At 67.3% G+C, this 24,251-nt stretch carries 23 protein-coding genes; 2 read left to right on the top strand and 21 right to left on the bottom strand.

All coding sequences use genetic code 11. From position 1 onward, the window contains the following. Positions 1–11: 11 nt before the first annotated feature. The 13 genes from ACLIJ1_RS09030 to ACLIJ1_RS08970 form a co-directional block, all read right to left on the bottom strand. The gene (locus ACLIJ1_RS09030) at positions 12–1,058 is read right to left on the bottom strand and encodes a 6-bladed beta-propeller (RefSeq protein ID WP_411365180.1); all 1,047 of its coding nucleotides are present in this window, start codon (positions 1,056–1,058) and stop codon (positions 12–14) included. A 41-nt stretch (positions 1,059–1,099) separates the two neighbouring features. Further along, positions 1,100–1,708: a Crp/Fnr family transcriptional regulator gene (locus ACLIJ1_RS09025; RefSeq protein WP_411365179.1), complete on the bottom strand. Its 609-nt coding sequence runs from the start codon at positions 1,706–1,708 to the stop codon at positions 1,100–1,102. Between the two features lie 48 nt (positions 1,709–1,756). Further along, the gene (locus ACLIJ1_RS09020) at positions 1,757–2,551 is read right to left on the bottom strand and encodes an ABC transporter ATP-binding protein (protein ID WP_411365178.1); all 795 of its coding nucleotides are present in this window, start codon (positions 2,549–2,551) and stop codon (positions 1,757–1,759) included. Further along, the gene (locus ACLIJ1_RS09015; RefSeq protein WP_411365177.1) at positions 2,548–3,624 is read right to left on the bottom strand and encodes a FecCD family ABC transporter permease; all 1,077 of its coding nucleotides are present in this window, start codon (positions 3,622–3,624) and stop codon (positions 2,548–2,550) included. The genes ACLIJ1_RS09020 and ACLIJ1_RS09015 overlap by 4 nt, the downstream gene beginning before the upstream one ends. Further along, positions 3,624–4,748, bottom strand: a complete 1,125-nt coding sequence (locus ACLIJ1_RS09010) for an ABC transporter substrate-binding protein (protein WP_411365176.1) — start codon at positions 4,746–4,748, stop codon at positions 3,624–3,626. The genes ACLIJ1_RS09015 and ACLIJ1_RS09010 overlap by 1 nt, the downstream gene beginning before the upstream one ends. 20 nt (positions 4,749–4,768) lie before the next feature. Continuing rightward, positions 4,769–5,266 (bottom strand): copper uptake system-associated protein, encoded by a 498-nt coding sequence (locus ACLIJ1_RS09005; protein WP_411365175.1) that lies wholly within the window; start codon positions 5,264–5,266, stop codon positions 4,769–4,771. Between the two features lie 11 nt (positions 5,267–5,277). Then, positions 5,278–5,775: a copper chaperone PCu(A)C gene (locus ACLIJ1_RS09000; RefSeq protein WP_411365174.1), complete on the bottom strand. Its 498-nt coding sequence runs from the start codon at positions 5,773–5,775 to the stop codon at positions 5,278–5,280. Between the two features lie 44 nt (positions 5,776–5,819). After that, on the bottom strand, positions 5,820–7,226 hold the full coding sequence (locus tag ACLIJ1_RS08995) for a PepSY-associated TM helix domain-containing protein (RefSeq protein ID WP_411365173.1): 1,407 nt from the start codon (positions 7,224–7,226) through the stop codon (positions 5,820–5,822). After that, complete coding sequence (locus ACLIJ1_RS08990) at positions 7,223–7,858, bottom strand: hypothetical protein (protein ID WP_411365172.1); 636 nt, start codon at positions 7,856–7,858, stop codon at positions 7,223–7,225. The genes ACLIJ1_RS08995 and ACLIJ1_RS08990 overlap by 4 nt, the downstream gene beginning before the upstream one ends. Positions 7,859–7,936: 78 nt before the next feature. Further along, positions 7,937–8,344, bottom strand: coding sequence for a DUF2946 family protein (locus ACLIJ1_RS08985; protein WP_411365171.1), 408 nt, complete (start codon positions 8,342–8,344; stop codon positions 7,937–7,939). Positions 8,345–8,379: 35 nt separating this feature from the next. Beyond that, a complete protein-coding gene (locus tag ACLIJ1_RS08980) occupies positions 8,380–8,856 on the bottom strand; it encodes a copper chaperone PCu(A)C (RefSeq protein WP_411365170.1) in 477 nt (158 codons plus the stop codon). A 40-nt stretch (positions 8,857–8,896) separates the two neighbouring features. Beyond that, on the bottom strand, positions 8,897–9,547 hold the full coding sequence (locus tag ACLIJ1_RS08975) for an SCO family protein (RefSeq protein ID WP_411365169.1): 651 nt from the start codon (positions 9,545–9,547) through the stop codon (positions 8,897–8,899). 60 nt (positions 9,548–9,607) lie between these two features. Beyond that, positions 9,608–9,991: a DUF2946 domain-containing protein gene (locus tag ACLIJ1_RS08970; RefSeq protein ID WP_411365168.1), complete on the bottom strand. Its 384-nt coding sequence runs from the start codon at positions 9,989–9,991 to the stop codon at positions 9,608–9,610. 111 nt (positions 9,992–10,102) lie between these two features. Between ACLIJ1_RS08970 and ACLIJ1_RS08965 the strand changes: the two genes are divergently transcribed. After that, complete coding sequence (locus ACLIJ1_RS08965) at positions 10,103–10,750, top strand: glutathione S-transferase family protein (RefSeq protein WP_411365167.1); 648 nt, start codon at positions 10,103–10,105, stop codon at positions 10,748–10,750. Positions 10,751–10,756: 6 nt separating this feature from the next. Here the strand turns inward: ACLIJ1_RS08965 and ACLIJ1_RS08960 are convergent, their stop codons facing one another. The 7 genes from ACLIJ1_RS08960 to ACLIJ1_RS08930 are packed head-to-tail and all read right to left on the bottom strand — an operon-like array spanning position 10,757 to position 16,446. Beyond that, the gene (locus ACLIJ1_RS08960; RefSeq protein WP_411365166.1) at positions 10,757–11,509 is read right to left on the bottom strand and encodes a lysophospholipid acyltransferase family protein; all 753 of its coding nucleotides are present in this window, start codon (positions 11,507–11,509) and stop codon (positions 10,757–10,759) included. Next, entirely contained in the window at positions 11,506–12,843 is a 1,338-nt protein-coding gene (locus ACLIJ1_RS08955; RefSeq protein ID WP_411365165.1) for a dihydroorotase, read from the bottom strand. The genes ACLIJ1_RS08960 and ACLIJ1_RS08955 overlap by 4 nt, the downstream gene beginning before the upstream one ends. Then, a complete protein-coding gene (hisC, locus tag ACLIJ1_RS08950; RefSeq protein ID WP_411365164.1) occupies positions 12,840–13,985 on the bottom strand; it encodes a histidinol-phosphate transaminase in 1,146 nt (381 codons plus the stop codon). The genes ACLIJ1_RS08955 and hisC overlap by 4 nt, the downstream gene beginning before the upstream one ends. Further along, the gene (locus tag ACLIJ1_RS08945; protein WP_411365163.1) at positions 13,982–14,986 is read right to left on the bottom strand and encodes an aspartate carbamoyltransferase catalytic subunit; all 1,005 of its coding nucleotides are present in this window, start codon (positions 14,984–14,986) and stop codon (positions 13,982–13,984) included. The genes hisC and ACLIJ1_RS08945 overlap by 4 nt, the downstream gene beginning before the upstream one ends. After that, entirely contained in the window at positions 14,940–15,455 is a 516-nt protein-coding gene (gene pyrR, locus ACLIJ1_RS08940) for a bifunctional pyr operon transcriptional regulator/uracil phosphoribosyltransferase PyrR (protein WP_411365162.1), read from the bottom strand. The genes ACLIJ1_RS08945 and pyrR overlap by 47 nt, the downstream gene beginning before the upstream one ends. Further along, positions 15,452–15,859: a Holliday junction resolvase RuvX gene (ruvX, locus tag ACLIJ1_RS08935; protein ID WP_411365161.1), complete on the bottom strand. Its 408-nt coding sequence runs from the start codon at positions 15,857–15,859 to the stop codon at positions 15,452–15,454. The genes pyrR and ruvX overlap by 4 nt, the downstream gene beginning before the upstream one ends. Beyond that, on the bottom strand, positions 15,856–16,446 hold the full coding sequence (locus ACLIJ1_RS08930; protein ID WP_411365160.1) for a YqgE/AlgH family protein: 591 nt from the start codon (positions 16,444–16,446) through the stop codon (positions 15,856–15,858). Before ACLIJ1_RS08930 ends, ruvX begins: the two co-directional genes overlap by 4 nt. Before the next feature lie 69 nt (positions 16,447–16,515). On the opposite strand from ACLIJ1_RS08930, the gene ACLIJ1_RS08925 reads away from it, so the two are divergent. Continuing rightward, the gene (locus tag ACLIJ1_RS08925) at positions 16,516–17,988 is read left to right on the top strand and encodes a cryptochrome/photolyase family protein (RefSeq protein WP_411365159.1); all 1,473 of its coding nucleotides are present in this window, start codon (positions 16,516–16,518) and stop codon (positions 17,986–17,988) included. Positions 17,989–18,027: 39 nt separating this feature from the next. Here the strand turns inward: ACLIJ1_RS08925 and ACLIJ1_RS08920 are convergent, their stop codons facing one another. Further along, a complete protein-coding gene (locus tag ACLIJ1_RS08920; RefSeq protein ID WP_411365158.1) occupies positions 18,028–24,243 on the bottom strand; it encodes an Hpt domain-containing protein in 6,216 nt (2,071 codons plus the stop codon). Positions 24,244–24,251 lie beyond the last annotated feature (8 nt).

Genomic DNA, 24,251 nt, shown 5'->3' with positions numbered 1-24,251 from the left:
GCGGGAGGTTTTCAGGCCGGTTCGCCCAGCCCTCGGATCACGTCGACCTTGTGGAAATACTGGTCCACCACATACAGGAAACCGCGCTCGTCACAGGCCAGCTTGGACGGCAGCAGGTAGCGCCCTGGCGCGTCCTGCTCGCCGCGCGCACCGATCGCCAGCAGCAGCTCGCCGCCGGGCTGGAACACCTGCACGTTGCAGAAGCTGGCGTCGCTCACATAGACCAGTCCCCGTGCATCCACCGCCAGCCCGCGCGGTCGCGCAAACTGCCCCTGGCCGCTGCCGACCGAGCCGAACTGCCGCAGCGGCGCTCCGTCGCGGTCGAACGCCTGCACGCGGAAGTTGCCCGCGTCGAGCACCCACAACGTACCGTCGGGCGCCAAGGCCGCATCGGTGGGCAGGTTGAACTCACCGGCCGCCTCCCCGCGGCGGCCGATCACCTGCAGGCGGCGGCCGTCGGCGGCGTGCACATAGACCCGATGGCTGTCGGTGTCGACGCGGCCGGTGTCGACCACGCAGATGCGATTGCCGTCGGGGCTGACGGCCACCGCGGTCGGGTGCGCCCAGTCGTCGCCGTCGATGTGCCGCAGGTACAGCCCCAGTGCGTCGTACACCACCAGGCGGCGGGCCGAACTGTCCACCACGTAGACCGTGCCCTGCGCGTCGACCGCAATGCCGGCGGGCATCTTCAGCGCGCCCTCGCGGCGAAAGCCGAACTGGAAGGTCTTGCGCCGCGGCACATCGAACACGAACACGCGCCGCCCCTCGGTGTCGGTGACGAAGATGCGCCCCTGGTGCGCCGCCACACCCATCGGTTTGGAGAATGTATTGCGCGAGGCGTCGTCGCCGGTCAGCAGGCGCTGCATCAGTGCGCCGCCCGAGCCCTCGGCCACGCTCGCCGCGTTGCGCAGCGTCGCCTCGTGCCGGAAGCGCGGCGGGTCCGGCGGCGCCGGCCACACGACCGGTCCGGCGGCCTTCACCGGCGCGGCCGGACGGGACTGGCAACCGGCCAGCGCGAGGCCCAGCAAGGCCGTGTTGAAGCGGCGCCGGCAAGGCATCGTTGTGGACTCCGGGCGCCTCGGCGCGCCGTCGGCTGCGCTCAGACCAGGGCCTCGATCCGCACCGCGTGGTTGCGCCAGCAGCGGTCCACCGCCGGCGCACTGTCCGCGCGCTCCCTGCGCGGCGGCAGCAACTGGGCCAGCGCGCGGCACACGGTCTCGGTCTTGGCATCGACCATCTGCGCCACCTCGCGCAGCGTCGGCAGCGCCTGACGGATGGTGCGCGCGCAATCGCTGCAGTCGCCCTGCTCCGGCTGGCGGTCAAACCCCAGCAGGCGCAGCAGGTGCGCGATGCGCTGCGGCACCGTGCCCGTGCGCAGGGCGGCCATGTCCAGGCATCGCGTCTGGTGCTGCAGCAAGGCCTGCTGCAGCAACGGCTCGCGCGCCACGCTGCGGTCATCAACCGTGATCCGCTCCAGGCGACTCGCGGTGAAGGCCACGGCACTGAGCCGGTAGGGCTGGCCGCAGAGGGCTTCCACGCCGATCAGGTCGCCGGGCAATGCCAGCTGGACCGCCTGCACGGCGGTGCCGCTGGGGCGATCGAGCCGCACCAGACCTTCCGAGACCCGCCAAAGCGGGCCGTGCTCACCCGCCTGAAAAACCACCTCTGCGCTGGCTCTGTCCAGCACCGCCGCTGTGAACGCCGACATGTTTGCCTCCGTGGACCCGCTGTCCGGAAAGTGCCGGATCAAAGCAATTCACGGGCCATGCCCTCCAACGCGCCGACGACCGTCTGTCGATCCCGCCTTCGAGAACGGCTGCGGCGCGATCCAGGCCGATCCATCGGCTTGCGGCAGAAGACACACATCGACCTGAAACGCGCAACGCAGCGCGTCGGGTGTCAGAACATCGCCAGGCGCACCCTGCGCCAGGACCCTGCCCTGGTGCAGCAGCACCACGTCGTCGGCATGGCGGACCGCTGCGTTGAGATCGTGCAGCACGGCCAGGGTGACCAGCCCGCGTTCGATCGTCAGCGCGCGCACGGTGTCCATCACCTCCAGCTGGTGCCGCAGATCCAGCGCGCTGATGGGTTCGTCCAGCAGCAGCACACGCGGCTGTGCAACCAGCGCCTGCGCCAGGAACACCATCTGCCGCTGCCCGCCGCTGAGCTCGGTCAGGTACCGCTGCGCGAGATGGTCGACGCCCAGGCGCTGCAGCACGGCTGCGGCCACCGCCAGATCTTCGTCGCCCACCTGCCAGCGCAGGCGGCCCACCCGCCCGAGCAGCACCGCCTCGAGCACCGACAACGCGGCGGTTGCCGACAGGTCCTGCGGCATGTAGCCGATCTGCGCGGATTGCCTAGGCTGGCCGGTCAGGGTGACCTGCCCCTGGTGCGTCTGCAGGCCGGCCAGGCACTTCAGCAGCGTGGACTTGCCCGAACCATTCGGCCCAACCAGCGCCGCCAGCTGCCCGGGTTGCAGCGTGAGGTCGATGCCGTCGAGCACCGGGCGACCGCGGTATCCCGCCGAGAGCTGTCGCGCCTTCAACGTCACCAGTGGCTCCTGCGGGAACGCAGCACCAGCGCCACGAAGAACGGCACGCCGATCAGCGACGTAACGATGCCAATCGGAAACACCGCGCCAGGCATCAGCGTCTTGCTCGCCACCGAGGCGACCGACAGCAGCGCCGCACCCGCCAGCGCCGAGGCCGGCAGAAACACCCGCTGGTCTTCACCGACCAGCATGCGTGCAATGTGCGGCGCCACCAGGCCCACGAAACCAATGGTGCCGACGAACGCCACCGACACGCCGGTGAGCGCCGAGATCACTGCGAAGCACTTGAGTCGCAACGCGCGCACGTTCACGCCCAGACCTTCGGCCCGCGCGTCACCCAGCTTGAGCGCCGTCAGCCGCCAGGCCATCGGCAGCAGCACCGCGACACCGGCGACGAGCACCGTGACCATGATCGCCAGCTTGGTCCAGGTCGCCTTCTGCAGGCTGCCAAACAGCCAGAACACCACCTGCTGCAGCGCCTCGGGCGAGGCGATCAGTTGCAGCAGGGACGTGAGCGCCTGGAACAGGAACAGCAGCGCGATGCCGGCCAGCACCAGGGCCTCGGCGGTGGCCGCGCGTGCCCCACCGATCAGGTACACCCCCGCGCAGGCCAGGGCCGCAAACAGGATCGCCATGACCGGGATGCTCACCGTGTCGGACCGGGGCAGGCCAGCGCCGAGCACGATCACCAGCGCGGCGCCGAACCCCGCACCCGCCGAGACGCCCAGCGTGTAACTCGATGCCAGCGGGTTGTGCAGGATGGTCTGCATCACCGCTCCCGAGAGGCCCAGCGCCGCACCCACCACCAGCGCGGTGCAGGCCACCGGCAGCCGGATCGACCAGACGATGGCGGTGACGCTGGCGTCCTGTCCCTGGCCGAACACCACGGTACGGGCCACCGCGGCCACCGGCAGGAAGGCCGGGCCGGTGGCCACGTCGAGCAGGAAGCCGACCAGCGCCACCGACAGCAGCGCGGCCGCCAGCGCCCAGCGCCGCCACCACGTGCGGCGGTAGGCGAGGACGAGTGCGGTCGACGGAGTCACCGGCCCGCCGGAGGCGGTCGCCAAGGCCATCAGGGCTTGATGCCCAGCATCCACACGCCCGCGTATGGAACCGACAGATACTTCTCGTGGTAGGCCTTGAAGCTGGCCACCGGGTCCACGTCCTTGAACGCCTCGGGGTAGAGCTGCTTGGCGATGTACTGCATGGACACGTAGTCGAACAGGGTCCGGCACAGCCCGTGTTCGATCGCATGCACCTGGCCGTTTTTCACCGCGTTCAGGCCGGCCCAGGCCGGGCGCTGGGCATAGGGCCCCAGCGAGCTGCGGGTGATGTCAGCGGTCGCCTCGTAGCCGGTTTTCACGGCCTTGGGTTTGTTCACCCAGGAAGAGCCGGCGATGAAGATCAGGTCGGGGTTGGCCGCGATCACTGCCTCGGCGTTGACCGGTCCCCAGGGGCCGGGCAGCTTGCCGTCGGCCACGTTCTCGGCCCCCAGCAGCGTCACGATCTTGCCCCACATGGTGCCGCTGTAGCTGTTGCCCACGGTGTCGGCGCCGGCCTGGCCGAGCTCGACATAGATCTTCTTCCTGGTACCACCCGATGCCTTGGCCACACGAGCCATGATGTCCTTGTACTGGCGCTCGTAGAGCAGGGCCAGTTCTTCGGCGCGGGCTTCGGTGCCCATGACTTTGCCCATCACGCGGGTCGAGGCCAGGTGGTGCTCCAGCAGCTGCGCGTTGTAGTCGACCACCACGATGGGAATGCCGGCGGCCTCGATCTGATCGCGTGCGGTCTGCATGGCCTTGTAGGTCCACTCGGCCATGAACAGCACGTCGGGCTTGAGCGCGATGACCTTCTCGGCGCTGAAGGTGCCGTCGTCCGAGTGGCCGATGTCGGGCATGGCCTGCAGGTTGGGGATCACCGCGGCGTAGCGCTTGAAGATCACCGGACGCCAGCCTTCCCAGGGCACGCGCGAGATGCCGACCACCTTGGACCAGGCCTCCTTGCCGGCCACGGCGGTGAACTCTTCGTAGTTGAAGTTGACGATCACGCGCTGCACCGGCGTATTGACCTTGACCTTGCGGCCGAGGGCGTCGGTGACTTCGATCGTGGCGGCCCAGGCGGTGCTGGCCATGAGGCTGGCCAGCGCCAGCAGGGCAGCGCCCCAGTGGCGACGTCGGACGGACAACAGGTTCATGAGAACTCCTTTGAGGAACATCAGTGCTTGTGCGCAGGCGCTGCGGGCGCGGCATGCTGGCCATGCCCATGCGAAGCAGCGCCCTCGCCACCCACCTTGAGCACGCCTTCAAACGAATCGAACAGGGCCCGCTGCTGGGCGGTCAGCGCACCCTCGGCCTTGGCGACCAGACGAGCCATGTCGGCGGCCTGTGCCTTGGGTAGCCCGGACATTTCGAGCACATCGGTCTGCGTCAGGCCCTTGCCGGCACAAACGTGGATGCTCCAGCCCGCCTTCTCCTTGCGCAGCAGCGCGCGACCGCCCCTGCCCTGCTGGGTCCAGCCGGCCACAGCAGCATCGCCGACCACCACCACCGGCGCCACGCTCAGCGGTGCTTCCGGCTTGTCGAACTGGCGCTTCATCGCGTGGGTGATCTGCTGTTCGTCCGGGCCGCCATGGGCCTCATGCGCCCAGAGAGGCGCGCTGGATGCGGCCAGCGAGCCCAGCAGGATGGTGGCGAAGTGGCGTCGTGAATGCATGGAAGTCTCCTTCAGTGTTTGTGGGTGGAATCGTTGTCGAGGCTGCGCGGGGTCTGGACCCAGACCTTGACCTCGTGGGTGCCAGCCTTCTCGAAAGTCAGCGTGACCGCAAACCGGTCACCATCCTTGAGCGGCGCCTTCAGGCCGACCAGCATCAGGTGGTACCCGTCGGGCGTACCGTGCTTCATCGCGACCGTGGCGCCAGCCGGAATCTCCAGCGCCGGCACGGCACGCATCTGCATCACGTCGCCCTGCCCTCCCTGCACCATCTGCATGCGGTGGATCTCGACGGACGCAGCCGCCGGCGTGCTGGCCGACAACAGCCGGTCGGCCACCGCACCGGTGTTGCGGATGCCGCGGAAATAGACACCACCGGTGGTCAGTCCGGGACGGGATGGCACGGCATAGGGGTGGTCGATGCGCAGGTCGCTGGCCTTGAAGTCGTGGGCCAGGACACCCCCCGAGCACAAGGCGGCCCAAGCCATCAGGAGGACATGTCTTTTGTTCATCTGGTTTTCTCTCCGAATTTGTGCGACAGAGGGTCATCGCAGGGTCAATTCAGGCGCTGCCTGAGTGCGGGCAGGCGGGACAACAGCAAACCGTCCAGCAGAAGCACGCCGACCAGCACCGCACCCGACAACGGGAACGCCAGCGCCACCACCAGCATCACCACCGCACCCGTTTTCCACAGCGCAGCGTCGGCGGGTGCACGTGGTGCCACCAGGCGCCCCGCATTCGCCGGCCGCCGCTTCCACCACATCACGATGCCGCTGACGCACAGGAACACCACTGCCAGGCAAAACACCACGTTCAGCCAGGCGCTCCACAGCCCCATGTCGCCCTGGTGCAGTGCGATGCCCACGGCCATGAACTTGGCCATCGGCGAATAGTCGGCAAAGCTGGCCTCGGCGAGCACACGGCCGGTGTGGCGATCGATGTGCAAGAAGCGGTCACCGGTCGGGTTGCTCAGGTCGCCGCTCATGCTGTCGGCACTGATGCTGTAGACACCGGTGTCGTCCTGCGGCACGGCGATGTGGAACTGGCCGGCGAATCCGATCGAGCGCGCGTAGGCGTCGACGGTGTCCAGGTTGACGGGCTGACCTGCGGGAAGTCCCGGCTTGCCGGCGGCCGAACCGGACACCGGCAGCGGCGTCTGTTCGAGCCCCCAGGGGACTTCCTTGAGGCCCGGGGTGGCCAGGGCGGCATGGGTCGCGTCCGACTTCGGCACATCGTCCCACTTGGCCGCCGGGAAGCTGCTCCAGGCCTGCACGAACTTGCTGCCCCAGACACCGGCCCACGAGAGGCCAGTCACCAGGAAGAACGTCAGGACGAGGCCCATCCAGAACGCCACACTGACGTGCAGCGACTTCCACCAGGCGCGCCCCCGGGCCGACAGGTCCGGCACCAGCACCTGGCGCCAGCCACTACCGGCGCGGGGCCAGGCCATGTAGACGCCGGTCACGATCAGCACGATGCCCAGGCCTGCGGCGATCTCGATCAGCCAGTCACCCGCGTCGCCGATCAGCAGCGTGCCGTGGATCTTCTCGGCCCAGGCGAACACCGTGTTCTCCTTGTCCACGGTGCGGATGACCTCGGAGGTGTACGGATTCACGGCCACGGCCTCCACATGGCCGTCGACCTTGACCGCAAACCACGCGGGTACCCCGGCGTTCTTGGGCGAGATGTACTCTTTCAGCTGTGCGCCAGGCAGCCGGGCCAGCACGGCCTGCGCCTGCGCTCCCACGGTCGCCGTCTGGGCCTGTGGCACGACGTCGATGGTCATGCCCAACCGGTTCTGGAAACCGGTGAAGAAGACCATCACCAGCCCGGTGAGGGCCAGCATCAGCAGGAACGGGACGACGTAGAGGCCCGCGTAGAAGTGCCAGCGCCAGGCCAGCAGGTGAAAGGTGCCAAGCGACACCGTGGGCGGAGAGGCAACGTCTTTCTGTGCGGTGTTCATGCCAGGGCTCCCAGCGGTGCGGAAGAAGATGCCCATGGCGCCAACACCACGGGTGACAGGGTCGGCAACGGGTTGAGACGGGCGGGTCCACTCTTGCGGCTGCGGGGGGGCAGCAGTTGCGCCAGCGCGCGGCAGACCGTTTCGGACTTGGCATCGACCATCTGTGCCAGTTCGCGCAGCGCCGGCAACGCAGCGCGCAAAGCATCCGCCAGCTGTTCATCCACCGCGTGGACGCCCTGCCAGGGCAGCCCCATGAGACGCAGCAGACAGGCCAGGCGGGAGAGCACGCTGCCGGTGCGCAGGGTGGCCATGTCGTGGCTGCGCATCTGTTGCTGGAACAGCGCCTGGCGCAACAACGCCTGACGCTCGACTTCGCTGGCCACGGGCACCCGCTCCAGCCGGCAATCGGTGAAGGCGCTGGCGGTGAACTGGTAGGGCTGGTCACACAATGCCTCGACGCCCTCCAGATCACCTGGAAGCGCCAACAGCACTGGCAAACGGGAAGGACCGGTTTCACGGTCCAGGCGCGCGGTACCTTCGACCACCCGCCACAAGGAGCCACACTCGCCTGCCTTGAAAAGGCAATCCTGACCGGCACGGACGCGGACGGACGCAGGGGAAATTTTCAACATGACAACTCCTGAAACTGAAGAAAGAGGCCGCCACTGGTGCGACGGCATCCGGGTCGCCGGGATCCGCCCGGCGAACGATCAGCTCAGGAGAGGAGGGCCGCGCGCAGAAGGCTGCGGGCCAGAGGAAGAAAGCGAAACCGCTTCACGGTGATCTGGGAGGTCCCAACGGGTCGCCACCACGGCAAACACCGGCAGGGTGGGCAGCAGCGGCGCAAACCGCTCGGCAGCCAGGGAGCAATGCCCGCAGAGGTCCAGCGCGCCGGACTGGGGCTGCGATGGATCCGCCAGCGAATGGGGCGCAACAGCGGCCACCTGCACCCGCTGCATGCCCTGCGAGGTGCAGAGCTCAACCCAGTCTTTTCCGTCCTGCGGCGGTCCGCCCGCCAGCGCGCGCGAGATCGCGGGCGCCAGCGTGGCCAGCAGCAAGGCGGCCAGCAGCCAGCCCGACAAACGTCGGGCAAGGCGGTGCCAGTGCAGGAACGACATGGGTTCGACTCAGTGCAAGCCTGTCGGCCGATCGGTCACTGGTGCTTGTGCTCGCTGGGAGCGGCCATGCCGGGCATGTTGTTCAACGGCTTGGCCGGCGCCTTCACCTCGACCGTCTCACGCTTGCCATCCTTGCCTTCGAACACCAGCGTCACCGGCACCACATCGCCTTCTTTGACCTGACCCTTGAGGTCCATGAGCATGACGTGATAGCCGCCAGGCTTGAGCTCGACCGCCTTGCCAGCCGGCAGCGCCAGGCCAGGGATCTGACGCATCTTCATGACGTTGTTGTCCATCGCCATTTCGTGGATTTCGACCACGCCGGCGACGGGAGACTTGGCCTCCACCAGCTTGCTGTCGGCCTTGGCGGTCAGTTGCATGAAGGCACCAGTCGCTTTTTGCTGGGCAACGGTGGCGCGCACCCAGGGATCCTTGATATCGACAGAAGCGGTGCCTTGCGCCCAGGCGCTGGCAGTGAGGGCAATGAGAGCGGCGGAAATGAGGTGTTTCATGGAATGACTCCGGTTGGTTGGGAAAGGAAAGATGTGAGCGTCAGGCACCAGCTTCGGCCAGCAAGGCCTTGACGTCTGCTGTGTAGTCGTCGACCGTCTGCTCGTGGCGCAGGGCAACCCGGAGGTGCCCCTGCGGGTCGAACAGATACGACAGGGCGGTGTGGTCCATCGTGTAGCTGCTGCCGGTCGGCACCTTCTTGTAGAAGACACGAAACTCGTCCGCGGCGGCCTTGATCTGCTGGGCACTGCCCGTGAGCGCCACAAACGAAGGATCGAACGCCGCCAGATACTCGCGCAGCAGAGGTGGCGTGTCCCGTTCGGGGTCGACCGTCACGAACAGCAGTTGCAGCCTGGCGGCATCCATCCCCAGGCGCTGCACCACGGCAGCAGCACGGGTCAAGGCGGTCGGGCACACGTCCGGACACTGGACAAACCCGAAGTACAGCATCACGACCTTGCCCCGGTAGTCGGCAAGATGCCGGGCCTGACCATGGAAATCAGTCAGTGAAAAGTCGCGGCCGTACGAAGCGCCGGTGATGTCAATGCCCCGGAAACGGGCGGCCTCGCTGGCGGTCAGCGAGCGGTCGCACGCGGACAGCACCGTCGCCATCAGGGAAAGGCCTGCACATCGCGCGAAAAACCGGCGACGCTCCGGGAGCGCAAGAAGGGAAGCGGGAAAGGTGCGAGGCATCGAGCCTCCTGAACGGTGAACACAAGGTGCACCCGGCAACGGGCACACCACGCATGGACGTCAGAAGGTCTGCGGAGGCCCGCGCGACTGGGCCGGTTGCCATACGCTGGCAGCCAGAGGGGCGAAGAAGAAAGCCGGGGGAAGTTCGGTGAACCGCGCGGGCAGCGCAGAAGGGCTGTCCGTGGCGGGCAGTCCTGCCATACCACCGTGCAGGGTGCACCAGGCGCAGTGCTGGGAAGCATCGCCTTGCGACGATCCGCTGGCAGGTTGCTGTTCGTCCGGAGAGGCAGTGTCCGCCTTGACCCAGACCATGCCGCTGACGCTGCAGATCTGCAGCCAGCCGTCGCGCTCGCCGTCACTCACCATCGCCTGCGTCAAGGTAGGCGCGAGCGCAGTCGCCAGCAGGGCCAACATGGCCAGCCAGGCGACAAAACGGCGTCTCACGCGCAAAAGTGACATCCGTCAATGTTAGCAGGACGTCGTCTGGGCGACCACGCAGGGACCCCCAGACCACCTAACATCTTGACGCCCATCAAAACTCCAGGAGACACCACCATGCTGACACTCTGCGGCTTTTCCGCCAGCAACTATTACAACAAGGTCAAGCTCGCGCTGCTCGAAAAAGGCGTCGCCTTCGAGGAAGAGCTGGCCTGGGTCGGCGAAGTCGACACCGCCGCCAGCCCGCTGGGCAAGGTGCCGTATCTCAAGAGCGACCAAGGCACGCTGTGCGAGTCGACCGTGATCCTCGAATACCTGGAGGCGCAGTACCCGCAGCATCCGCTGCTGCCCGCCGACCTGTTCGCGGCGGCCAAGGCGCGCGAGCTGCTGCGCTTCATCGAACTGCACCTGGAATTGGTCGCGCGCAACCTGTACCCGGAGGCATTCTTCGGCGGCAAGGTTTCCGACGCTGCCAAGGAAAAAACCGGTCAGCAACTGGCGAAGAATGTCGCGGCGTTTGCCACGCTCACCAGCTTCTCGCCCTTCATCGGCGGCGCCGACTTCACGCTGGCCGACGTCGGCGCAGCGGTGCACCTGCCGCTGGTCAGCAGCGCCAGCAAGATCATCTACGGCAAGGACGTGCTGTCCGACCTGCCGGTGCGCGACTACCTCAAGCAAATCGGCGAACGGCCGACGGTGCAGAAGGTCAACGCCGACCGCAAGTCCAACACCGAGCAGCTGCTGGCCCGCGCGAAAGCGAAGTGACGAAAGTCAGCCCTCGCGCAGCGCCATGACGGCGGTGCGCAGGTCCTGCGCCCAGGTCCGGCGGTCGCGACCCTGCGCACGCTGCGGCTCGCCGTAGTGCACCACCGCCTGCACGCCGGTGGACCGGAGGGTGTTCCACAGCGACTGCAGCAAGGTGGTGTCGCCGATGAACAGCGGCCCGTCGTGGCGCTGGCCGGTCTCGGCATCGACAAAGCTCAAGCCGACCGGCAGCACCGGCGCCTCGGCCGCGATGGCGGCCTGGATCAGGTTGGCATGGAACGGCAGCAAGGTCTGACCATCTCCAGTCGTGCCCTCGGGAAAGACCGACAGGATTTCCTTCCCGCGCAGGTGTTCGGCCATCTGGTGCACCACCCGCATGGCGTCGCGCCGGTTTTCGCGCTCGATGTAGAGCGTGCCGGTGCCCGTCGCCAGCGTGCCCACGACCGGCCAGTGCTTGACGTCGGCCTTGGACACGAAATGCGAAGGGCGCGCGCCATTCATGACCAGGATGTCGAGCCAGGAGATGTGGTTGGCCACCTGCAGCAAGGGGCCGTGCGCCGGGGGTGTTCCGCGCACCACCAGCGTGACGCCCAGGATGTCGAGCATGCGCCGCGTCCACTCTCGCACCACCAGATCGGTGGCGTCCGGGGTCAGTTGGCCAAACTCGCTGCGGATGGTCCACGCGCCGCGCAGGATGTGCCAAAGGGCGCGCAGAATGCGCCACCCCGCCGCCAGTGCAGACCGCCGCCCTGCGCTCACGCCGCTGCCCGCGCCGCCTCGTAGGCCACCTGGCCCGCCACGAGCGTGGTGCGCACGCGCACCGGCATCTCGGCGCCCTCGAACGGTGTGTGCTTGCCCTGGCTGCGCAGTGCGCTCGCATCCACCGCCCAGCTCGCGTTCGGATCGAACAGGCAGAGGTCGGCCGCGCCACCGATGCTGATCTGGCCGACGCTGTGCTGCAGCGTGCCCAGCGCGCCGCCCAGCACTGCCTGGGGCCCGCTGGTGAGCACGGCCAGCGCCTGCATCAGGCCCAGACCGTCCTGCTGCGCCCACTTGGCCGCCAGCCCCAGCAGCAGTTCCACCGCGGTGGCGCCCGGCTCGGCTTCGGCGAACGGCAGCACCTTGGCGTCGGCGTCGACCGGGTTGTGGTCCGACACCAGTGCGTCGATGGTGCCGTCGGCCAGACCGGCGCGCAGGGCTTCGCGGTCGCGCTGCTGGCGCAGTGGCGGCTGCAGGCGCGCGCGGCTGTCGTAGTAGCCGATGTCGACATCGGTCAGGTGCAGGTTGTGCACGCTCACGTCGCAGGTGACCGGCAGTCCCTCGGCCTTGGCCTGGCGCACCAGCGCCAGCCCCGCCGCGCTGCTGATGCGGCACAGGTGCACGTGCACGCCCTTTTCACCAGCCGCCTGCGCTGCGCTGTGCACACCACGCAGCAGGTCGAACAGCGTGTGCAGCGCAATCGTCTCGGCGGCCGCCGGCACGCCAGAAAGACCCATGCGGGTGGCCAGCGGACCACTCGCGGCCACGCCCTTGCCCAGCCAGAAGTCCTGCGGCCGCAACCACACGGTGTAGCCAAAAGTGGCTGCGTACTGCAGCGCGCGCTGCAGCACCTGCGAATTCACGATCGGCACCTCGGCCTGTCCGAAGCCGATGCAGCCGGACTCGGTCAGCTCGGCCATCTCGGTGAGCACCTCGCCCTTGAGGCCGCGCGTGAGCGCGCCCAGCGGGAACACGCGCCCCTGGTGCAGCTTCTCGGCGCGGAACTTGAGCATGTCCACCAGACCGGGCTCGTCGAGCACCGGGTCGGTGTCGGGCGGGCAGACCAGCGAGGTCACGCCACCGGCCGCCGCCGCCGCCATCTCGCTCTCCAGCATGCCGGCGTGTTCCTGGCCTGGCTCGCGCAGGCGCACGGCGAGATCGACCAGGCCGGGCGCGACCACCAGCCCGGCGGCGTCGATGGTCCGGTTGGCGTGGAAGTCGGGCGCGACGTTGCCGATGGCGATGATGCGGCCGGCCGCAATCGCGATGTCGGCCAGCTCGTCGCGGCCGCTGGCCGGGTCCATGACGCGGCCGTTCTGGATCAGGATCTTCATGGTGTGCCTATCGACGCGGTGGGCGATGCCCCGGCGGCGGTGGCAGTCCCGGCCGGGGTCTTGGAAAGAATGGAACGCAGCGCGTCGACCAGCGCCTCGCACTCGGCCTGGGTGCCGATGGTGATGCGCAGGTGGTTGTCGATGCGGGGCTGGCGGAAGTGGCGCACGAGGATGCGCCGCTCACGCAGCGCAGCGAACAGGTCGGCCGCGCGCGCGCAGGCGTGGCGTGCGAACAGGAAGTTGGCGCTCGAGGGCAGGCAACGGAAGCCCAGGTCCCCGAGTTGCTGCACCAGCCACTCGCGGCTGGCGGTGATGCGCGCGGACAGCGTCTGGAGGTAAGCGTCGTCCTCGATCGCGGCCTGGGCACCGGCCAGTGCCAGGCGGTCCAGCGGGTAGGAATTGAAGCTGTCCTTGACCACGTTCAGCGCCTCGATCAGCGAGGTGTGGCCCATCGCGAAGCCGACCCGCAGCCCGGCCAGCGCCGCCGACTTGGACAGCGTGCGCACCACCAGCAGTTGCGGAAACCGTTCGATCAGCGTCACCGCGCTGTCGGCGCCGAAGTCCACATAGGCCTCATCGACGACCACCACCGAGCCTGGATTGCCTTCCAGCAGTTGCGTCAGTTCGGTGAGGGGCAGCGCGATGCCGGTCGGCGCATTGGGGTTGGGCAACACGATACCGCCGTTGCCACGTCGGTAGTCGGCAACCCGCACGCAGAAGTCGGCGTCCAGCGGCACCGGCTGCGGTTCGATGCCGTACAGCGCGCAATACACCGGGTAGAAGGAGTAACTGACGTCCGGAAACAGCACCGGCCGGCCGTGGCGCAGCAAGGCGCAGAAGGCATGGGCCAGCACCTCGTCGGAGCCGTTGCCGACGAAGACCTGCTCGGGCACCAGGCCGAAGCGGTTTGCGATGGTCTGGCGCAGCGCCAGTGCGGTCGGGTCCGGGTACAGCCGTAGGCGCTCGTCGGCCGCTTCGCGCACCGCTTCCAGCACACGCGGTGACGGCGGGTAGGGGCACTCGTTGGTGTTGAGCTTGATCCAGCCCGTGCCTTGTGGCTGCTCGCCCGGCACATAGGCATGCAGCTCGCGCACCGCGGGGCTCCAGAGCGCGCGTGCGGCAGCGTCCTGCTTCAGACTCATGCCTCGTTCCCGGCGACGATGCCCAGCACGGCCATGCGCACGGCGATGCCGAAGGTGACCTGCGGCAGGATCACGCTCTGCGGTCCGTCGACCACGGCCGACTCGATTTCGACACCGCGGTTGATCGGGCCCGGATGCATCACGATCGCGTCCGGCTTGGCCCAGCGCAGGCGTTCGGTGGTCAGGCCGAAGCTCTTGAAATATTCCTGGCTCGACGGCAGCAGCGCGCCGCTCATGCGCTCGTTCTGCAGCCGCAGCGTGATGACCACGTCGCAGTCCTTGATGCCTTCTTCCAGCGTGTGGCAGACGCGCACCCCCAGCTGGGACAGGTCGCTGGGCACCAGGGTGCGCGGACCGACCACGCGCACGTCGGGGCAGCCCAGCGTCGTCAGTGCGTGGATGTCGGAGCGCGCCACGCGCGAGTGCAGCACGTCACCGACGATGGCCACCGAGAGGTTGCTGAAGTCTTTCTTGTAGTGCCGGATGGTGTACATGTCCAGCAGGCCCTGCGTCGGGTGCGCGTGGCGGCCATCGCCGGCGTTGACCACATGCACGTGCGGGGCCACGTGCTGGGCGATCAGGTAGGGCGCTCCGGACTCGCTGTGACGCACCACGAAGATGTCGGCCGCCATCGCCGACAGGTTGGCGATCGTGTCGAGCAGCGATTCGCCCTTGGCGGTCGAGCTGCGTGCGATGTCCAGGGTGTAGACGTCGGCCGACAGGCGCGTCGCCGCGATGTCGAAGGTGGTGCGGGTGCGGGTGCTGTTCTCGAAGAAGAGGTTGAACACGCTCTTGCCGCGCAGCAACGGCACTTTCTTGACCTCGCGGTTGCTCACGCTCACGAAGCTGGACGCGGTGTCCAGGATCCGGGTGAGGATGTCCCGGGAGAGCCCTTCGGTGGAGAGCAGGTGGATCAGCTCGCCGTGTTTGTTCAGCTGGGGGTTGCGCGCCACGTCAGTTTTCCTTGGTTTCCAGCACGAATCGGAAGCGCCCGTCGGCATCGCGCGCCAGTTCGAGCGACTGGTTCCGGGGCAGGTTCATGGTCGCTGCGCAGACGTTGGCCTGGATCGGCAACTCGCGTCCGCCCCGGTCGACCAGCACCGCCAGCTGCACGCTCGCGGGGCGGCCGTAGTCGAACAGTTCGTTGATCACTGCCCGCAGCGTGCGGCCTGTATAGAGCACATCGTCGACCAGCACCACGTGAGCGCCGTCGACTTCATAGGGCAGCACGGTCTGGGCCGAAATCGACAGGCCGCGTTGCGCAAAATCGTCGCGGTGCATCGACGACGAAATCACGCCAGCGTCGCCGGGCAGCGCCAGATCGCGCTGCAGCCGCTCGGCCAGCCACGCACCGCCGGAGGTGATGCCCGCAAGCACCACAGGCTGCGGCGTGGTGCCGATCAGGCCCTTCACACCCTCGCGCAGCTCGGCGTACAGCAGCTCGGCATCGAGCTGGATGGTTTGGGTCACGTCAGACTCCTCAGAAACTGTTCCAGGATGATGCAGGCGCTGGCCGCATCGGCGTCGCGCGCGCCCAGGGCGTGCGCTTCGGTGGTCGAATACCGCTCGTCCACCTCGAACACCGGCAGGCCATAGCGGCCGCGCAGCTGGCGCGCGAACTTCTGCGCGCGCACGGTGTTCTCGTGGGGCGCACCGTCCGGATGAAACGGCACACCGACCACGATGGCGTCGGGTTGCCACTCCTTCAGGCGTTCGCTGATCTTCGCAAACCGGGCATCGCCTTCGGCGGCGATCGTGGCCTGCGGCGTTGCGGTCTGCGTCAGCCGGTTGCCACTGGCCACGCCGGTACGTTTGAGACCGAAGTCGAAGGCCAGGAAGGTCTGGCAACTGGCGGGAACGTCCAACACGGTCATGAATGCCCCGCATCCGGCGACAGCATCCACGATGCCAGCCCCAGCAGACCCATGGCCTTTTCGTAACGCTGCTCGACCGGCGTGTCGAAGATCAGCGCCGGATCGGCAGCCACAGTCAGCCAGCTGTTTTCGGTGATTTCGGATTCCAGCTGCCCCTGCCCCCAGGACGAATATCCCAGCGACACGAACACGCGCCGCGGGCCGGCGCCGGACGCCATGGCTTCGAGCACGTCGCGCGAGGTCGTCATTTCCAGCCCGCCCGGGATGGCCAGGGTGGACGCATACACCGATTCACCCTCGCCAGCATCGATGGCCTCGTGCAGCACGAAACCGCGTTCGGTTTGCACCGGACCGCCCTGGAAGACCGGCAGGGTCATGAGATCGTCTCGCCCCAGCGCCAGATCGACCTTCTCGAACAGGCTGGGCAGCAGGATGTCGCTGGGCTTGTTGATGACCAGTCCGAGCGCGCCGCGCTCACTGTGCTCGCACATGAACACCACGCTGCGGCCGAACAGGTCGTCGTTCAGCCCGGGCATTGCAATCAGAAAGTGATTGGTGAGATTGATCGGGGCAGAATCCGCAGACATGGCGCAATTTTAAGCGGCCCCCTCTCCTGCCATGGTCCGAACACCCCTTCCCACCACGAGCGCCCCCCGATGACACGCTACGACCGAGGACTGATGTGGTTCCGTCGCGACCTGCGGGCAGAAGACAACGCGGCCCTGTACCACGCGCTCAAGCAGTGCCGACAGGTCTGGTGCGTGTTCGTCTTCGACACAGAGATCCTCGATCCGTTGCCCCGGGCCGACCGCCGGGTGGAGTTCATCCACGCCTCGGTGCTGGAGCTGAACGTCACCCTGCGCGGGCTCGGAAAGGCCCTGGGCCAGGACGGTACCGGGCTGATCGTGCGCCATGCCCGCGCACAGGATGACATCCCGAAGCTGGCACAGCAGCTGCACGTGCAGGCGGTGTTCACCAACCACGACGACGAGCCGGACGCCCTGGCGCGCGACGCACAGGTGCTGGGTGCGCTGGCCCACGCCGGCATCATGTTCCACAGCCAAAAGGACCATGTGATCTTCGAGCGGCGCGAGGTGCTGACCCAGGTCGGCCAGCCCTTCGGCGTGTTCACGCCGTACAAGAACGCTTGGCTGCGCAAGGTAGAGCCGTTCTATCTGAAGGCGTATCCGGTCGCGAAATACGCTGGCTCACTGGCCCCGCTGCCGCCGGCCTGGGACACCCCGCCACCCCGTCTGTCGGACATCGACTTCGAGCCAACCAACCTGTCGCGCCTTCCCATCCCCACAGGCGCCAGCGGCGCGCAGGCGCTGGTGGAGGACTTCATGGAGCGGATCGAGCGCTACGACAGCGCCCGCGATTTCCCGGCGATCAAGGGGCCGAGCTACCTCAGCGTTCATCTGCGCTTTGGCACCGTGTCGATCCGCCAGCTCGCCTCGCTGGCCTGGCAGATGCACCTTCAGGACATCAAGGGTGCCAGCACCTGGCTGTCGGAGCTGATCTGGCGCGACTTCTACCACCAGGTCCTGGCCAACTTCCCGCATGTGGTCGGCAAGTCCTTCCGGCCCGAGTACGACAAGGTGCGCTTCGAGCACGGCAAACACGCGCAGGCGCAATTCTCAGCCTGGTGCGAGGGCCGTACCGGCTACCCGCTGGTGGATGCAGCCATGGCCCAGATCAACCAGACCGGCTACATGCACAACCGCCTGCGCATGGTGGTGGCCAGCTTCCTGGTCAAGGACCTGGGCATCGACTGGCGCTGGGGGGAACGCTACTTCGCCGAGAAGCTGATCGACTTCGATCTCGCGGCCAACAACGGTGGCTGGCAATGGGCCGCGTCCACCGGCTGCGACGCACAGCCCTGGTTCCGCATCTTCAATCCGGTGACCCAGAGCGAAAAGTTCGACCCGCAAGGCAAGTTCATCCGGCGCTACCTGCCCCAACTCGCGGAGCTGTCCGACGCCACCATCCATGCGCCCTGGAAAGCGCCTGAGCTGGAGCTGGTCGCTGCCGGCATCACGTTGGGGAAAACCTATCCCGAGCCCATCGTCGACCACGCCCTGGCACGCGAAAAGACGCTGGAGCGCTACGGGGTGGTGAAAAACAGGTGACCGGTGGTGCCGCCAACCAGGCGGCACCGGGCCGGTACATCAGGCGTTCGCAGCCGCCTGCGTGTAGCTGGCGATCAGCGCCAGCAGCTCGTCTTCTGCGTATGGCTTGCCCAGGTAGTGGTCCACACCCAGTTCACGCGCATGTTCGCGGTGCTTTTCGGCAATGCGCGAAGTGATCATGATCACCGGCAGACCCGCCAGACGCGGATCGTTGCGGATGTTGCGCACCAGATCGAAGCCGTCCATGCGCGGCATTTCGATGTCCGACAGCACCACCGCCGGACGTTCCGTCTGCAGCCGCTCGAGCGCCTGCAGGCCGTCGGCCGCCAGCGACACGCGGTAGCCTTCGCGCTGCAGCAAACGCTGAGTGACGCGGCGCACGGTGATCGAATCGTCGACCACCAGCACCAGCGGCACCGCGTTGACCGCCATCTCCAGCGGCAGATCGGCATCGCCCTGCGCCGCAGCGCCGGCCGCCAGGTGCATCTGGCCTTCGACCCAGGGTTGCACCTGTGCGCCGTACACGGTGGCCAGCGCCACCGGGTTGTAGATCAGCGCCACCGCACCCGAGGCCAGCACCGACATGCCCGCCAGACCCGGCAGGCGGGACAACTGCGGACCAAGGTTCTTCACCACGACTTCCTGGTTACCCAGCACTTCGTCCACGTGCATGGCAACACGCTGTGCGGCGCTTCGGAAGATCACCACTGGCAGTGTGCGAGCCTGCGCTTCCTGCGACTGCGGCGACGACTGCAACAGCGCACCAGCCCAGTAGAAAGGCACTTCCTCACCACCAACGGTGAGCGTCTTCTTCGTGTAGGCCTGCCCCAGCTCATCAGCGCTGACGCGGCGCACCAGTTCGACCTGCGTCGACGGCACACCGATGGTCAGCGCGCCCGCGCGAAGCATCACCACCTGCGTCACCGCGGTGGTCAACGGCAGCACCAGCTTGAAGCCGGTGCCCTGCCCGGCGCGGCTTTGGGTCTCGATGCGTCCGCCCAGCGCCACCACGTCGTTGCGCACCACGTCCATGCCGACGCCGCGACCAGCCAGCGATGACACTTCACTGGCGGTGCTCAGGCCCGGCGTGTAAATCAGCTGCATCGCGTCATCGTCGCTGAGCTTGGCGGCCTTGTCGACCACACCCTGGGCCTTGGCCTTTTCCTGAAGACGCGCCAGGTCAATGCCTGCGCCATCGTCCTGGAACACCACCGACACGTCATTGAGTTCCTGCGCCAGGCGCACGTCGATGCGGCCTTCTGCGGGCTTGCCCAGTGCCAAGCGTTGCTCGGGCGTTTCGATGCCGTGCACGACGCTGTTGCGCAGCAAGTGTTCGAACGCGGCAGTCATCCGGTCGAGCACGCCGCGGTCCATTTCAATGTGACCGGCCGTGATGTCCAGCCGCACCTGCTTGCCGGTTTCCTTGGAGGCCTGCCGCACAACGCGGTAGAGACGCTCCGAGATGCCTTCGAATTCCACCATGCGCGTGCGCAGCAGGTCGCGCTGCAGTTCGCGCGTCTGGCGTGCCTGTGCCACCAGCCCGTCTTCGGTCGATTCCACCGCACGCTGCAGGTTGCGCTGCACGGTTGCCACGTCGTTGACCGACTCGGCCATCATGCGGGTGAGTTCCTGCACGCGCGTGAACCGGTCGAACTCCAGCGGGTCGAACGACAGGTCGGCGTCCCGGGCCTGTGCCAGCCGCGACTGCATCTGCGTCTCGGCCTGCAACTCGATGTCGCGCAGCTGGTGGCGCAGGCGGTCCAGGTTGCCCGTGAGGTCCTTGAGCGATCCGCGCAGCGTGACCAGCTGCGACTCCATGCGCGAGCGGGTGATCATCACTTCGCCGGTCTGGTTCATCAGCCGGTCCAGCAGTTCCGGTCGCACCCGCACGGCCGCGGCCATGCGCTGCTGCACCGGCACCGGTGCCTGGGGCAGACTCAGCCCGGTCAGACCGCCCGAGGTCGACACCAGTGGCGCAGCCACGGGCCGTTCAGCCTCGACGGGGGTGACCGGAGCGACCGCTGGCTGCTCGGCCACCACCGCAGGAACGACGGGCTCGGTGCGCGCATCGCTGCTGATCTCAGGCGCAGTCTGCAACACACCGTGCGAACTCGGATCGGTGTTGCGCAGCAGCTCAAAGCGGGCGCTCAGGGCGTCATATGCAACCTGAAGCGGGTCGAGGTCCGCGGCCTGCAGGGCATCGGAACCCAGCCGCTCGACCGACGTCTCCATGCGGTGCGCCATTTCGCCCAACCGCAGCGCGCCGGCCAGGCGGGCGCTGCCTTTGAGGGTGTGCAGGTTGCGCAGCACCTCCGCCCGGGCGCTGCCATTGTCGGGACGGGCAATCCACTGGCGCAACGCGCCACCAAGCTGCGGCAACAGTTCCTGCGCTTCTTCCGCGAAGATCGGGAACAGGTCGGCATCGATCGTGTCGAGCGCATCGATATCGTCGTCGATGTCCTGCGCGGGTCCGCGCAACTCCTCGACGGTCTCCAGAGGAGACAGCACGGTTTCCGGCTCGGCTTCGGCTTCGGCCTCAGTGTCCGGTTCGGATTCGGTTTCGCCTTCGGCTTCGGTACCCCACTGCGTGTTGAGCTCGATGTCCAGCGACGGGTCGGATTCGGCCACCTCGATCGCTTCGCTCAAATCCTCCGCATCAGCGATCTCGTCCGACACCAGGGAAACGGGCGCCTGGTGCAGCTGATCGATCAGACGGGCCAGCAGGTCGGCGTTGGGCTCCTTGTAGAAGCCGGCAGCAAACTGGTGCAGCAGGCGGCGGATGTCCTCCGCCGCGGCTTCGAACAACTGGGCCTGATCGGCGTTGGCTGCCTGCCCGGCGCGCTGGTGCGAGCCCACGAACTCCAGCGCATGTTCCAGAGCACGTGCGATCTCGGACAGCGGCTGGAAGCCCACCGTGGCGGAACTGCCCGCCAGCGAATGGGCCAAGGCCTCTGCCTGGTCCGGCAGGGGAACATGGTGCTCCAGCGCCCATTCGGACAGCACGGTGCACAGGCGGCGCGACCACTCGTCGGCTTCGTTGAGATAGACGTTGTAGAGGCGGATACCGATGCGCAGAGGTCCGATCACACGGGTCTGCTCGTCGGGCATGTCGCCCTCGGCACCGGAGGGCTCAGCTTCCGCTTCTGGCTCCTGCGCCAACGGTGCAACCACTTCCGGTTCGGCATCGGTTTCCGCTGCCGGCGCCTCAGCCTCTTCAACCGCGGGCACTGCTTCCGCAACCGCCTCGATCTCCGGCGACCACTCCTGCGGCTCTGTCGACTCGGGCTGGGCATGGGCCGCCGCTTCAGGCGGCACCACCAGGACGCTGTCCGGACGGTCCGGATGAAACAACGGGCCAGGCACCGAGTCCTGCAGATCCCGCGCCTGCGGCAGCTCGGCCTCTGTGTCGAGAGAGATCTCGTCAAAGATCGACGGTGGACCATCGTCGGCCTCGACCTCTTCGAGCTCGGGCACATCGCTCAACGCCGGCGGCACCGGCTCGGTCGCATGTGCAGCCTGCGAAATGTCTTCCAGTTCGGCAAAATCGATGTTCGACAACAGCGGGACACGCGACGACACCGCCGCATCGCTCGGCGGCAGATCGTCAAATGGGAGATCCAGAGGCGAGGTTTCGGCGAACTCGACCGGAACGTCGTGCAACGGCGCCACCGCGTCCGGCGTTTCGACCGTGATCGTGACCGGAGTCTCGGCCTCTGCGTCAGCCCCCACCTCGATGTCGAAGGCTTCCGCGATGACTTCGTCCGATTCGACGGTCTCCGCAACCGGCGCCAGCGGCAGGTAGCGATGCTCGTCGCGCCAGGCCTGTCCGCTGTTGCGGAAAGCCTGGGCTTGCCAGTGGGCATCCTGCTGGGATGCAATGTCTTCGACCCAGCGACCAAAAGCTTCCATCGCTTCGCGCGACAGAGCCAGCATGGGCGCTTCGGCGGGGCGCTGCTCGGCCAGCACACCATTGAGCACCTGCTCCATGGCCCAGGCCGCTTCCCCGAACTCGTTGAGGCCCACCATGCGCGAGCTGCCCTTGAGGGTGTGGAAAGCACGCCGAAGGGTCGTCAGCTGCTCCAGGTTGCCCGGCTCCAGATTCAGCGCATCGAGCGCCACCAAGCCGTTGCCCACCACCTCGCGACCTTCCTCCAGGAAGATGTCGCGCAAATCGTCCTCTTCGTCCAGGCTGTCGTCCGCCGGTGCCGGCGCGACCACAGGTGCTTCGTTGGAGCGCGTCTGTGCCAATCCCACCAGTGCCTGGGCACCCGCTTCGGCATCGGTTCCGACCACCGCCTGGGCGGCCTCGCGTGCGGCTTTGGCGACGCCCTCCTGTTCGGCCAGGGAAGCCTGATCGGCCAGCGTTCCGAGCTGTTCCGACAACTCGGCCAGGTTGACGTCACGTTGTGCGTCTTCGACCACCCGCTGCACACTCTCTCCGAGCGCCTTCGAGGCGACCTTGGCGGCAGCAGGACGTTCGGTAGCAACCCGTCCCATCAAGGGCGTGAGCTCGCCCGACGCTTCGTCGAACACAAACAGCTTCTTGGCCAGAGCAGGCTGGTAGTTGAGCATGTCCACCAGGAAGCTCAACGCGCTGAGGTTGTTGCCCAGCTGGAGGAAGGTGCCCGCCTCACGCGCCTGCACCTCGTCCACCTCGGTGTCGAGAATCTGTTCAACCGACGAGCGCATGCGCGTCACGGTCTGCACCGCCTGGTCCAGACCCAGCACCGACAGCACACCACGCATCTGCACGAGCTGCGACACCGCCACATGCAGCCCGGCCTTCTCTCGAGGCGATCGGAAGAACTGGTCGAGAGACTTTTCCGCCTCGCCCAGCGACACCTTCAGTTCCCCGACAACACTGCCCATCGTCTGGCGGTCGCTAACCCGGCGGTAGAGCTGTTCCATCCAGTGTTCCAGAGGCTGCGCGGGTTCGCCGGCCAGCACCTTGTCCAGGCGGTCCGCCAGCATCTGCGTGCGATCCGCCAGCAACGGATCGTTCGGATCGAAGTCCTCGAACGTGGCTTCCAGATAGAGCGTGGTCGTGGCCACCTCCATCGACAACTCGGGCTTGAGGTTGGCGGGGTTGCGGGAGACCTGTTCAGCGGCGCGAACGAGAACCCGGGCCAGCCCACCGCTGGCCGGATGCAGGCGCAGCAGGGAATCGGCAATCAGGCTGTACTGGTCGAGCACGGAACGCGCGCGCGACACATCACCACCGGCCAGCAGGGACCAGGACTCCTTGCCGGCATTGATGCGCTTACGGGCCTGCACCAGCAGGGCCGGATCAAACTGGCCGAGCGTGGCCTTGTGGTAATCGACGCCCACCGAATCCGCCAGCCCGAACGCCTCGCGCACCGCCGTCAGATTCGGCGCTGCCACACCCTCCTTGGGGCGAGCCTGGGCACAGAAGAACAGCAGGTCGTGCAGCAATGTCTCGGACACTTCGTTCTTCGACTTGTCCTGCATCAGGCCGGCCAGCTGCAGCAGGATGCGCGAGGCAGCCCGCTTGACATACACATCGGCGGTGACGAGCCCCTGAGCGACGGCTTCAAAGTAGCCGGCTGCAATGCGCCAGAACGTGGCCACGCGCGGCGTATCCGCGCCAGCTGCAAGTCCGGCGCTCATGCGAGCCAGTTGCGCGGCCGCCGCCGGGCTGTGCGACTTGACCAGCAACAGGACCACGCGATCAAACAGTGAGCGGATCTGCGGGCTCACCTGCATGGGCTTGACATCGGCCGGTGCAGCGACCTCGATGCCGCGCTGCTCCAGGCTCCACAGATCGGCCGGATGAACCCGCTCTGCCCCGGCCAGTTCCTGTACCTCGCGGTACTGGCTGAACAGCGCCACCGGCGGCACCGGCTTGTTGTTCAGGATGGCTTCCAGGTATTCGATCAGTGCAAAACTGGCACGCTCCACCTTGCCTGCGGCGTCGTCGGTGCAGGACAGCGGCTTCTGCACGAAACGCTGCACGGCCGCTTCCATACCACGCAACACCTGCGCGGGCGCCGCCAGACCGACCATCTCCAGGGCACCTACGGCCTGATGCAATTGCTGGCGTGCGACGCGCAGCGAGCCGGGGTCGACCGCTTCCAGGTCGCTGTGACGGGCCTGTTCCGTTTCACGAATGAACCGCCGGATCGCCTTGTTGGCACTGTCCAGCGACTTGCGAAGCTCCTCGAACACCCACGCCAGCGGCCCGAGGTCGCTGAGGGTGTGGTCGGGTGCCGGGCCTTCGGAATGGGTGTCGAGCATGATGTGTC

The organism is Hydrogenophaga sp. RWCD_12 (assembly GCF_046604225.1).
Lineage (GTDB): Bacteria > Pseudomonadota > Gammaproteobacteria > Burkholderiales > Burkholderiaceae_C > Hydrogenophaga.
Note: the sequence above shows the minus strand (reverse complement) of the source record. Positions and strands in the feature narration are given on the sequence as shown.

Coding starts and splice junctions, on each gene's coding strand:
- hisC (WP_411365164.1), bottom strand. CDS start 13,985: ATGAGTCTGAAGCAGGACGCTGCCGCACGCGCGCTCTGGAGCCCCGCG.
- ACLIJ1_RS09010 (WP_411365176.1), bottom strand. CDS start 4,748: ATGAACCTGTTGTCCGTCCGACGTCGCCACTGGGGCGCTGCCCTGCTG.
- ACLIJ1_RS08930 (WP_411365160.1), bottom strand. CDS start 16,446: ATGTCTGCGGATTCTGCCCCGATCAATCTCACCAATCACTTTCTGATT.
- ACLIJ1_RS08955 (WP_411365165.1), bottom strand. CDS start 12,843: ATGAAGATCCTGATCCAGAACGGCCGCGTCATGGACCCGGCCAGCGGC.
- ruvX (WP_411365161.1), bottom strand. CDS start 15,859: ATGACCGTGTTGGACGTTCCCGCCAGTTGCCAGACCTTCCTGGCCTTC.
- ACLIJ1_RS08975 (WP_411365169.1), bottom strand. CDS start 9,547: ATGCCTCGCACCTTTCCCGCTTCCCTTCTTGCGCTCCCGGAGCGTCGC.
- ACLIJ1_RS08920 (WP_411365158.1), bottom strand. CDS start 24,243: ATGCTCGACACCCATTCCGAAGGCCCGGCACCCGACCACACCCTCAGC.
- ACLIJ1_RS08980 (WP_411365170.1), bottom strand. CDS start 8,856: ATGAAACACCTCATTTCCGCCGCTCTCATTGCCCTCACTGCCAGCGCC.
- ACLIJ1_RS08995 (WP_411365173.1), bottom strand. CDS start 7,226: ATGAACACCGCACAGAAAGACGTTGCCTCTCCGCCCACGGTGTCGCTT.
- ACLIJ1_RS09005 (WP_411365175.1), bottom strand. CDS start 5,266: ATGCATTCACGACGCCACTTCGCCACCATCCTGCTGGGCTCGCTGGCC.
- ACLIJ1_RS09030 (WP_411365180.1), bottom strand. CDS start 1,058: ATGCCTTGCCGGCGCCGCTTCAACACGGCCTTGCTGGGCCTCGCGCTG.
- ACLIJ1_RS08925 (WP_411365159.1), top strand. CDS start 16,516: ATGACACGCTACGACCGAGGACTGATGTGGTTCCGTCGCGACCTGCGG.
- ACLIJ1_RS09025 (WP_411365179.1), bottom strand. CDS start 1,708: ATGTCGGCGTTCACAGCGGCGGTGCTGGACAGAGCCAGCGCAGAGGTG.
- ACLIJ1_RS08990 (WP_411365172.1), bottom strand. CDS start 7,858: ATGTTGAAAATTTCCCCTGCGTCCGTCCGCGTCCGTGCCGGTCAGGAT.
- ACLIJ1_RS08945 (WP_411365163.1), bottom strand. CDS start 14,986: ATGCCGACGGGCGCTTCCGATTCGTGCTGGAAACCAAGGAAAACTGAC.
- ACLIJ1_RS08985 (WP_411365171.1), bottom strand. CDS start 8,344: ATGTCGTTCCTGCACTGGCACCGCCTTGCCCGACGTTTGTCGGGCTGG.
- ACLIJ1_RS09000 (WP_411365174.1), bottom strand. CDS start 5,775: ATGAACAAAAGACATGTCCTCCTGATGGCTTGGGCCGCCTTGTGCTCG.
- ACLIJ1_RS09015 (WP_411365177.1), bottom strand. CDS start 3,624: ATGGCCTTGGCGACCGCCTCCGGCGGGCCGGTGACTCCGTCGACCGCA.
- ACLIJ1_RS08965 (WP_411365167.1), top strand. CDS start 10,103: ATGCTGACACTCTGCGGCTTTTCCGCCAGCAACTATTACAACAAGGTC.